Source organism: Streptomyces sp. NPDC050433 (assembly GCF_044458565.1).
In the GTDB taxonomy this organism is placed as follows: domain Bacteria; phylum Actinomycetota; class Actinomycetes; order Streptomycetales; family Streptomycetaceae; genus Streptomyces.
This window is the reverse complement of record NZ_JBITIB010000014.1, coordinates 203162-210558: the sequence shown is the minus strand read 5'-3', so window position 1 is coordinate 210558 and position 7397 is coordinate 203162. Positions and strand designations below refer to the sequence as shown.

General features: G+C 69.3%; 7 protein-coding genes. 4 read left to right on the top strand and 3 right to left on the bottom strand.

Annotated elements, in window-relative coordinates; translation table 11 throughout:
• Positions 1 to 262: 262 nt before the first annotated feature.
• The 3 genes from ACIBLA_RS19500 to ACIBLA_RS19490 all read right to left on the bottom strand — a co-directional run bounded on the left by ACIBLA_RS19500 (position 263) and on the right by ACIBLA_RS19490 (position 2973).
• The gene (locus tag ACIBLA_RS19500) at positions 263 to 742 is read right to left on the bottom strand and encodes a hypothetical protein (protein WP_399199278.1); all 480 of its coding nucleotides are present in this window, start codon (positions 740 to 742) and stop codon (positions 263 to 265) included.
• A 66-nt stretch (positions 743 to 808) separates the two neighbouring features.
• Positions 809 to 2485 carry an SGNH/GDSL hydrolase family protein gene (locus ACIBLA_RS19495; protein WP_399199277.1) on the bottom strand — a complete coding sequence of 559 codons (1677 nt, stop codon included), beginning with the start codon at positions 2483 to 2485 and terminating at the stop codon, positions 809 to 811.
• The gene (locus ACIBLA_RS19490; protein ID WP_399199276.1) at positions 2482 to 2973 is read right to left on the bottom strand and encodes a hypothetical protein; all 492 of its coding nucleotides are present in this window, start codon (positions 2971 to 2973) and stop codon (positions 2482 to 2484) included. Before ACIBLA_RS19490 ends, ACIBLA_RS19495 begins: the two co-directional genes overlap by 4 nt.
• A gap of 401 nt (positions 2974 to 3374) precedes the next feature.
• On the opposite strand from ACIBLA_RS19490, the gene ACIBLA_RS19485 reads away from it, so the two are divergent.
• The 4 genes from ACIBLA_RS19485 to ACIBLA_RS19470 all read left to right on the top strand — a co-directional run bounded on the left by ACIBLA_RS19485 (position 3375) and on the right by ACIBLA_RS19470 (position 7396).
• Positions 3375 to 3551, top strand: a complete 177-nt coding sequence (locus ACIBLA_RS19485; protein ID WP_399199275.1) for a hypothetical protein — start codon at positions 3375 to 3377, stop codon at positions 3549 to 3551.
• A gap of 139 nt (positions 3552 to 3690) precedes the next feature.
• Complete coding sequence (locus tag ACIBLA_RS19480) at positions 3691 to 4260, top strand: 2Fe-2S iron-sulfur cluster-binding protein (RefSeq protein ID WP_399199274.1); 570 nt, start codon at positions 3691 to 3693, stop codon at positions 4258 to 4260.
• On the top strand, positions 4257 to 5300 hold the full coding sequence (locus tag ACIBLA_RS19475; protein ID WP_399199273.1) for an FAD binding domain-containing protein: 1044 nt from the start codon (positions 4257 to 4259) through the stop codon (positions 5298 to 5300). The genes ACIBLA_RS19480 and ACIBLA_RS19475 overlap by 4 nt, the downstream gene beginning before the upstream one ends.
• Entirely contained in the window at positions 5297 to 7396 is a 2100-nt protein-coding gene (locus ACIBLA_RS19470) for a xanthine dehydrogenase family protein molybdopterin-binding subunit (RefSeq protein WP_399199272.1), read from the top strand. Before ACIBLA_RS19475 ends, ACIBLA_RS19470 begins: the two co-directional genes overlap by 4 nt.
• The last annotated feature ends 1 nt before the right edge of the window (position 7397 follow it).

Genomic DNA, 7397 nt, shown 5'->3' with positions numbered 1-7397 from the left:
CGGTCCGACAACCGCTCACCCGCAGGCGACTTGACCTGCCCCACCCTCGCCACACCACAACCAACGAGAAAGAAAGGCCAAAGTCACCGGCATTGCACCTAGGCCCTGTCCGCAGAGCCCCGCCTGGCCCGCGACGCCTGGCACGGCACCTCGCCGCGTTGTCGGAGTCGTGCGAGTACGTCCAGTACGGCGAGGCGGCGGATGCGCGGCATTCAATGGTTCCGGCGCCCTTTCACGGCAAGCAAGGCAAGGGCGGGTTCGCTCAGCCGTAGTACCCGGCTCGTGCGACGAGTACCGCTTCGAAGAAGAGAGGCAACCCGTCGTCTTCCATCGGCACCTCGTGCCCGGAGTCCCGGGTGAAACCGAGGGTCAGCTCGGGCAGCGAGGGACGATCGGACTCACCATTCGCCACCCTGTACCCCAGCGCGGCCAGTTGCGCGAGAAGCTCACGGGCCGGGGTACGGAAGATATCGAGGCCGCGGAACAGGACGGCGATGTCGGGCGCGTCCCGCCGGGTTGAAGGTGCCGGCTGCCAGACCTCGACCGCGGTGACACTGCTGCCGTCCTCGCAGTGCGCGACGACCTGGAACCGAGGGTGGGCCGCGAGGACGGTGGGCAGGTCGCCGCTCCCCCGTGAGACGCTCACCTGCCCCCAGACCGCGCAAGCCTCGACCGCGTCCTCCAGGGACATGCCGATGAGTAGCGAGCCGACGCCCACCGGTGGGTTGAGCTCGATACGCATGGCATGTCCCTTCTACCGTGACCGCTCGTCAGTGTTCGTTGCAGCCCGTTCCCTCCGTGCCTCCTGTCACGGCAGTTTGCTGTAGTCGATCGTGCACTGCTTCGTCTTCAGCCAGTTCTGCAGGCCCTTGTTCTCGGGCAGACTCCTCACCATGGCCGTGATCGCTCTGTCGTACTTCCCCGGGAAGAGCTTCTTGATCTCGTCGATGTCCATTCGCATGGCCTCGGCGAACTCACATTTCTGCAAGTGATCGCGCTGCTGGTCCTGCCACGCCACCGCCGTCGCGCTGCTGCCCGTACTCGTCACTCGCCGGTGGTCGTCCTGGTCCATACGGACCGCGGGACCGAAGTCGACATCCTTCGACTTCCCCTTCGGCCAGTAGGCAGACTTCGCCGGGACATGGTTCCTTTCGCAGCGGTCCCTGGACGGCTCCAACTTCTTGTACCAGCTGCCCACATCGCGTTCCAGGCAGCCGAGCCAGAAGATCCGGTTGTGTTCGTTGGAGCGGTCATGGAACGACAATCCGCCGGTGCGCAGCTGAGGCCGGAGGGAGACGGTGCGACTCCTGTCGGGCTCTCCGTTGATGTAATCCATTCCGACCAGGTCCAAGCGGTATCTGTACCCGCCCAGAGGCTTCACCCTGCCCAGGTAGTCATAGGGGTCTCCCTCGGTGAAGTACCGTGCGTCGCCGTCTTCCGTGATGATCAGGGACGCGCGATCGGCCCGGAACTCGCCACGGTATTCCCAGCGGCCCACGAGGTCGCGGAAACCGGCAGGGCCGGAGTCGGGATCGCGATTGATCTTGTTGATCAGGAGTGTCAGGGCCATCGCCATGGCGCTGTGGCCGATGGTGTTGGGGTGGAAGGAGCCGTGGACACGAACATTCGTACCCTCGTCCAGCCACCACCCGTTCATGTATGACTCGCCCTTCGCGCACAGGTTGCGCCCTCTGAAGGCGGCGTCCCTCTCGACATCGAGAAAGTGGTGGCCACGCTTCGTACTCGTCTCCTCTATCAGGAGATTGAGCCGCGACGCGACATTCGACCTGGTCTTCACGATGTCGTTGCGGTGGAAGCCGTGGCAACGGTCGGTCGAGGCCGACCACTGGCTGGGATTCTCGAAGATCCACGGATAGCCGAGCACGATCATCCGCCCGTCCGGCTTAAGACGCCGCTCCACGCGGTCGTAGGCGTCTTCCAGAATGGGACCCACGGCATCGACCTGAGCACGCATCTGCTGTGATGTCTTGTTGCAGCGGCCATTTCGGTAGATCGTCCGCCAGTTCGCACCGAGGCAGTCCAGCAGGATGCCGACGTATCCGGCGTCATTGCCGCCGAGGGTGAGTGTGATCAGGTCGTATTTCTTGTCTCCGACGCGGGCGAGCTGAGCCGGCAGGTCCCACGGGTCCGTACCGTCGGCGGTCGCTCCCGAGCATGCCTGGAAGTCCAGTTCGCTGTTCTTCCAGTTGATGCCCTGCCTGGCCAACTGACCATAAGACACCACCGGATACGAATCTATCTCGTCCTGCGCGCAGTCCGTGTCACCGACCCAGGCCATCGAGCCCTCTCCCGCGGAGAACGAGTCCCCGAGGGCGAGCCAGGATATCGGCGCCCCGAGATCCGGATCAGGAGCGGCTGGTGCGGCCTGAGCCTGGCCGGACTCTGCCGACAGCGACGTCCCGACGACGGCGAGTACCAACACCAGGACAGCGGCTATTCGGGAGAAGGGCGTGCTGCACCTCATGGCTTGACCTCCAACTGCGCGACCCTGCGCTGGAACATGTCACTCCAGGCGCTCGCAACCCGGGCGGAGTGACGGGCCTTCTTCAGGTCGCCGTTACCGCAGTGATCGAACGCCCCCAGTACGGAACTCAGTTGCTCCGTGGTGGTGTTCACCAACGGCGCGTCCCCGACATTGCCGAGCCGGTCCTGCAATTGGTCCCCGGGAACTTCCCGCTGCCAGGCGTCCACGAGTCTCCGGCAGCCGTCGGTGACCTCCGACGGCGTGATGTCGTCCTCAAGTCGCTTCGACCGGGCGGCGAAGTCGGTGAGCAGCCGCCCCTTCGTACTCGCGAGATATGCCGCGGTCTTGCCCGCGTGCTCCGCGGAGGGCTCTCGCCACTTCTCCTGCTCGGCGCGTGTCCTCTCCGCCAAGTCCTTCGCAACCGGCTCCGGGAGCGCGCCCGGGTCCGTCTCTTCTTCCTCCGGGCCACACGCGGTGAGCAGCAACACCGCCGCGAGTATCCCGATTACCGTCGTATACGCATGAGGCCCTAACCGCATACCTGTCCGTATATCTCCCAACATGCTTCCCCTTGGGTTGTGTTGACTTGCAGGGAACGTCCGACTCGATCTGACGGGCCGTCGGCGTGCACATCACAAACAAGCCTAGATAAAGAGAAAGCAAAATATGTCTTAGGCGTGTATCGTTCTAGTACCGGACCTGCTTGGGCGCCGACCGCCTCAGGTCAAGGCACCCGGCCGCGTGGCTTCAGCGCCACCGAGGGGGCGGGTCTTTGTTCCTGCCGCGCAGTCCTGGCCGCGCGCTTCTTGCCGCACGCCGATCGCGATGCACTCGCCGCGACCACGCGCGAAGGTGGAAAATGGGGGTGAGGGAGTAAAGGAGGCCCGTCATGAAATCCGGAGCCTCGGAATACGACACTGGGCTGTATGCGCACACCCCGTCGCAGGCCGAGGGCGAGCGGGACGAACCGGGCGAGCGCAGTGCCGCGGAGGTGCACCCGGACGTGCCCAGGACCGAGCCGTCCCAGGCCGAGGGCGAGCGGATGGACGAGACCCCGACCGCGTGATCCAGGGCCGCCTCGTGTCGCGACCGCAGGGCTAGTTCCCGACCACGGCCCGCCTCCCCGGCTTAGGCCGCCCGGAGCCGATCGGGTGGTCCGTGCCCGGCACCGTTTGCCGCGTGTGGCCGAGGGATACCCGACGGTGATGCCGCACACCTCCGAAGTGATGCTCCACGTCAACGGCGCCCCGCGCCGGCTGACGCTCGACAACCGCACCACGGTGCTCGACGCACTGCGCGAGCATCTGCATCTCACCGGCCCCAAGAAGGGCTGTGACCACGGCCAGTGCGGCGCCTGCACCGTCCTCGCGGACGGGCGGCGCGCCAACAGCTGTCTGATGCTGGCCGTCGCGCACAGCGGTGCCCGGATCACCACGATCGAGGGCCTGTCGGGTGCCGGCGGTGACGGTCTTCACCCGCTTCAACAGGCGTTTCTCGACCGCGACGGCTTCCAGTGCGGCTACTGCACACCCGGCCAGATCTGCTCGGCGCTCGGTGTCATCGCCGAGGCGGCCGGCGGGCATCCGTCCCATGTCACCGGCACCGACAGCCCGTTCCCGGGCGAACCGGTGCAGCTCACCGCCGACGAGATCCGCGAACGGATGAGCGGCAACATCTGCCGCTGCGCCGCGTACCCGCACATCGTCGAGGCCGTCGAAGACGTCGTCGCACACGCGACAGCCAGGACGAGCGGGACGGCGGCGGCGACCTCATGAAGACCTTCACCTACGAACGCGCCACCGACCCGGCGCAGGCCGTCGCCCTCCTCGCGCGTGAGCCGGGCGCCCGCTTCCTCGGCGGCGGCACCAACCTCGTCGACCTCATGAAGCTCGGGGTCGAGACCCCCGGTCATCTGGTCGACATCGCCCGGCTTCCGCTGGACCGCGTCGAGGAGACCCCCGACGGCGGCCTGCTCATCGGCGCCACCGTGCGCAACAGCGATCTCGCCGCCGACCCGGCCGTCCGCACCCGCTTCCCGGTGCTGTCGCAGGCGCTGCTCGCCGGTGCTTCGGGCCAGTTGCGCAACGCGGCGACCACCGGCGGCAATCTGCTCCAGCGCACCCGCTGTCTGTACTTCCAGGACGTCAGCAAGCCGTGCAACAAGCGGCAGCCCGGCTCCGGTTGTCCCGCGCGGGACGGCGCCCACCGCGATCTCGCGGTGCTGGGGCACTCCGAGGCCTGTGTGGCGACGCACCCGTCCGACATGGCGGTCGCACTCGCCGCGCTCGACGCCGATGTCCTGCTGCTGGGCCCGGACGACCAACGCACCGTGCCGCTCACCGACTTCCACCGGCTGCCCGGTGACCGCCCCGACCAGGACACCGTGATCCGGCCGGGCGAACTCGTCACCGGTGTCCGGCTGCCCGCGCCGGCCGCCGGGCTGCCGTCCGCCTACCGCAAGGCCCGGGACCGGGCCTCGTACGCCTTCGCGCTGGCGTCGGCCGCCGTCGTGCTCGATGTGCGCGAGGGTGTCGTACGGGAGGTACGGCTCGCCTTCGGCGGGCTGGCCCACAAGCCCTGGCGGGCCACCACCGCCGAGGCGGCGCTGCGTGGCGGTCCTGCCACCACCGACGCCTTCAGCGACGCCGTGGAGGCGGAGTTGGCCGCCGCGCGACCGCTGCGCGACAACGGCTTCAAGGTCCCGATGGCCCGCAACCTCGCCGTCCGGCTGCTCACCGAGCTGGCCGACCCCGACGCGACCGCCGCCGACCCCACCGATCCCCGCCACACCGACCACCGCCGAGGAGACCGATGACGACCAGCCGGGAGCGGGCCCTGGGTTCCGACGCCGTCCGGATCGAGGGCCCGGCCAAGGTCGCCGGAACGGCCAGGTACGCCGCCGAGCACACCCCGCCCGGCTGCCTCTACGCCTGGGCCGTGCCGGCGACAGTGGCCCGCGGCCGGATCGCGTCCTTCGACACGGCCGCCGCCCTCGCCGAGCCCGGTGCCCTCGCCGTACTGACGCATGAGAACACGCGGCGGACCGAGGAGCCCGAGGACCCGACGCTGGGTCTGCTGCGCGACGACCGCGTACCGCACCGAGGCTGGATCGTCGCCCTCGCGGTGGCCGAGACGCCGGAGGCGGCGCGCGCAGCAGCCGAGGCGGTGCGCGTCACGTACGTGGCGGAGGACCACGACGTCGTCCTCACCGCCGACCATCCCGGCCTCTACGCCCCCGAGACGGCGAACGGCGGCTACCCCGGCACCCGCGAGCGCGGCGACTTCGACGCCGCCTACGCCGCCGCCCCGCTCACCGTCGACGTCACGTACTCCATGGAGCCGATGCACAACCACCCCATGGAGCCGCACGCCTCCGTCGCCCACTGGCACGACGGGCGGCTGACGGTGCACGACTCCAGTCAGGGATCGAGCGCCGTACACCAGACCCTGGCCGCGATGTTCGCGATGGACCCGGCCCATGTCACCGTCACCAGCGAACACGTCGGAGGCGGCTTCGGGTCCAAGGGGATGCCGCGCGCGCAGCCGGTGCTGGCCGCGATGGCGGCCCGGCATGTCGGGCGCCCCGTCAAGCTGGCGCTGCACCGCTCGCAGCTCCCGGCGGTCGTCGGGCACCGGCCGCCGACCATTCAGCGGGTGCGGCTCGGCGCGGGTCCCGACGGGGTGATCAACTCGCTGGCGCACGAGGTGATCACGTACACCTCCACGGTCACGGAGTTCGTGGAGCAGGCCGCCACGCCCGCCCGCACCATGTACACCTCGCCGCACAGCCGCACCACCCACCGCGTCACCGCGCTCGACGTGCCGTCGCCGTCATGGATGCGCGCGCCCGGCGAGGCGTCGGGGATGTACGCGCTGGAGTCGGCGATGGACGAGCTGGCCCTGGCCGCCGGGGTGGACCCGGTGGAGCTGCGGGTGCGCAACGAGCCCTCGCACGAGCCGGATTCGGGCCGGCCCTACAGCAGCCGCCATCTCGTGGAGTGTCTGCGCGAGGGTGCCCGCCGGTTCGGCTGGCGGGACCGCGATCCCCGCCCCGCGGTGCGCGAGCAGGGCCGGTTCCTGCTCGGCAGCGGTGTCGCCTCCGCCTCGTATCCGGTGATCATCCCGCCGTCGACGGCCGAGGCGCGGGCCGACGCGGACGGCGGGTTCCTGGTACGGGTCAACGCCACGGACATCGGTACGGGAGCCCGAACCGTGCTCGCCCAGATCGGCGCCGACGCGCTCCACGCGCCGCTGGACCGGGTCCGTGTCGAGATCGGCGTCAGCGATCTGCCGCCGGCCCCGGTGGCCGGTGGTTCCGCGGGAACCGGGGCCTGGGGCTGGTCGGTCGACAAGGCGTGCCGTGCGCTGCGTGCGCGTATCGACGCGGCGGGCGGCACCGTGCCTCCCGAGGGGCTGTCCGCGAGCGCGGACACCACCGAGGATGTGACGGCCGGGTCGGAGTTCGCCCGCCACGCGTACGGCGCGCACTTCGTCGAGGTCCGGGTGGACACCGACACGGGTGAGATCCGGGTGCCCCGGATGCTGGGTGTCTTCGCCGCCGGTCGCATCCTCAACTCCCGTACGGCGCGCTCCCAGTTCATCGGCGGGATGACGATGGGGCTCGGCATGGCGCTGATGGAGGGGGCGACGATCGATCCCGTGGCCGGTGACTTCGCGGAGCGCGACCTCGCCTCGTACCACGTGCCCGCCCACGCGGATGTGCGCTCCGTGGAGGCGTACTGGATCGAGGAGGACGACCGGCACGTCAGCCCGATGGGCAGCAAGGGCATCGGCGAGATCGGCATCGTGGGCATGGCCGCGGCGATCGGCAACGCGGTGCACCACGCGACGGGTGTCCGTCTGCGTGAGGTGCCGATGCGGCCGGACAGGCTGCTGCCTCACCTGGGCTGAC